2 protein-coding genes are annotated in these 2527 nt (G+C 70.9%); both read left to right on the top strand.

The window, feature by feature from the left end; all coding sequences use genetic code 11:
- Positions 1–130: 130 nt before the first annotated feature.
- Positions 131–274 carry a hypothetical protein gene (locus tag QMO56_RS26675; protein WP_283530664.1) on the top strand — a complete coding sequence of 48 codons (144 nt, stop codon included), beginning with the start codon at positions 131–133 and terminating at the stop codon, positions 272–274.
- Positions 271–2527: heavy metal translocating P-type ATPase (locus tag QMO56_RS26670; protein ID WP_283530666.1), on the top strand; the 2257-nt coding region annotated here is incomplete at its 3' end. The genes QMO56_RS26675 and QMO56_RS26670, both read left to right, overlap by 4 nt.

The following is a 2527-nucleotide window of genomic DNA, read 5'->3' as shown; positions in this document are numbered from 1 at the left end:
CAAATTATGTCAGTGCGCCGCGGGCGAGCGCCCTGCTTGACCTTCCCACCATGGAAGCCCCCCATTTGGTCGCTTCGGGCCAGAGCCAATCCGCCGAGGCGGACCACCACGGGAGACGGCATCATGAGTGGTGAGCATCAAGATCATCGACACGATCACCACCAACGTTCTACGCATGATCATGGACCTGTCGCTGCGGATCACCATGGCCACAGCCCTGGTGGCGCGGCGGTGGCCGGAAAGGGGTCCGTCACCGATCCGGTCTGCGGGATGAAGGTGGACCCGGCGACCTCGAAGCACCGCCTCGAGCACGGCGGAACGACCTTCCACTTCTGCTCCGCGGGGTGCCGGACGAAGTTCGAGGCCGACCCTGAGAAGTATCTGCGCCCGGAGGAGGTGGAGGCACCCGCCCCGGTGCCGAAGGGCGCCATCTACACCTGCCCCATGCATCCGGAGATCCGCCAGCAGGGGCCGGGCAACTGCCCGCTCTGCGGCATGGCCCTCGAGCCGCTGGAGATGACGGCCGAAGCCGTCCCGAACCAGGAACTGGCCGACATGACCCGGCGGTTCTGGATCGGGCTGGCGCTGACTCTGCCGGTTCTCCTCCTGGAGATGGGCGGGCACGTCCCGGGGCTTGGCCTGCACCACCTCGTCTCGCAGCGGGTTTCCGCCTGGGTGCAGTTCGCCTTCGGGACGCCGGTCGTGCTCTGGGCGGGATGGCCGTTCTTCGTCCGTGGCTGGCAGTCGGTGGTGAAGCGCAGCCTGAACATGTTCACCCTCATCGCGCTCGGGACGGGCGCGGCCTACCTCTACAGCCTGGTCGCGACCTTCGCGCCCGGCATCTTCCCGGCGGGCTTCCGCGGCGCGGATGGTGCGGTCGCCGTTTATTTCGAGGCGGCCGCCGTCATCACCGTGCTCGTGCTGCTCGGGCAGGTGCTGGAACTCCGGGCGCGCGAACGGACCGGCGGCGCCATCCGCGCCCTGCTGAACATGGCGCCCAAGACCGCGCGGCGCATCCGCCCGGACGGCTCCGACGAGGAGATCCCGCTGGCCGAGGTGCAGGTCGGCGACCGGCTGCGGGTGCGGCCGGGCGAAAGCGTTCCGGTGGATGGCGAGGTGCTGGAAGGCGGCGGATCGGTGGACGAGTCCATGGTCACCGGCGAATCCCTGCCAGTGGAGAAGGCGCCCGGCACCAAGGTGATCGGGGCCACCGTGAACGGCACCGGCTCGCTGGTGATGCGGGCCGAGAAGGTGGGGGCCGACACCATGCTGTCGCGCATCGTCGCCATGGTGGCGGAGGCGCAGCGCAGCCGGGCGCCGATCCAGCGCATGGCCGACACCGTGGCGGGCTGGTTCGTGCCCGCCGTCGTCGCGGTTGCGGTGCTGGCCTTCATCGCCTGGGCCGTCTGGGGTCCGAGCCCGGCCCTGGCCTATGCGCTGATCGCCGCCGTCTCGGTGCTGATCATCGCCTGTCCCTGCGCGCTCGGCCTGGCCACGCCCATGAGCATCATGGTCGGCGTCGGCAAGGGGGCCGGTGCGGGAGTGCTCATCAAGTCGGCCGAGGCGCTGGAGCACCTGGAGAAGGTGGACACCCTGGTGGTGGACAAGACCGGCACCTTGACCGAGGGCAAGCCCAAGGTGGTGGCGGTGGTCCCGGCGGAGGGCCTGGCCGAGGCCGAGGTGCTGCCGCTCGCCGCCAGCCTGGAGCGGTCGAGCGAGCACCCGCTGGCGGCTGCCATCGTTGCCGCCGCCAGGGAGCGGGGCATGGCGTTGGTGGAGCCGGACGACTTCGCCTCCGTCACCGGCAAGGGCGTCACGGGGAAGGTCGATGGCCGCCGGGTGGCGCTCGGCAACGCACGGCTGATGCAGGAACTCGGCGTGGACCTGGGCGGGCTCGCGGGCAGGGCGGACGAACTGCGCCGCGAGGGCGGCACGGCCCTGTTCCTTGCCGTGGACGGCAGGCCGGGCGGCGTCATCGCGGTCGCCGACCCGGTGAAGGCGACGACGCCCGCCGCCCTGGAGAGCCTGCGGGCCGAGGGCATCCGCATCGTCATGCTCACCGGCGACAACCGGACGACGGCCGAAGCGGTTGCGCGGAAGCTCGGCATCCAGGAGGTGGAGGCCGACGTCCTGCCCGAGGACAAGAACCGCATCGTCCGGCGCCTGCGGAAGGAGGGCAAGGTGGTCGCCATGGCGGGCGACGGCGTCAACGACGCGCCGGCGCTGGCCGAGGCCGATGTGGGCATCGCCATGGGCACGGGCACGGACGTCGCCATGCAGAGCGCGGGCGTGACCCTGGTGAAAGGCGACCTGGCGGGCATCGCGCGGGCGCGGCACCTGTCGCGCGCGGTGATGCGCAACATCCGCCAGAACCTGTTCTTCGCCTTCGCCTACAACACCCTCGGCATCCCGCTCGCCGCGGGCGTGCTCTACCCGTTCCTGGGCATCCTGCTCAGCCCGGTCGTCGCAGCCCTGGCCATGGCGCTGAGCTCGGTCTCCGTCATCGGCAATGCACTGCGCCTGCGGG

Source organism: Roseomonas sp. E05, assembly GCF_030063475.1.
Lineage (GTDB): Bacteria > Pseudomonadota > Alphaproteobacteria > Acetobacterales > Acetobacteraceae > Pseudoroseomonas.
This window is presented reverse-complemented; position numbering and strand designations above follow the sequence as displayed.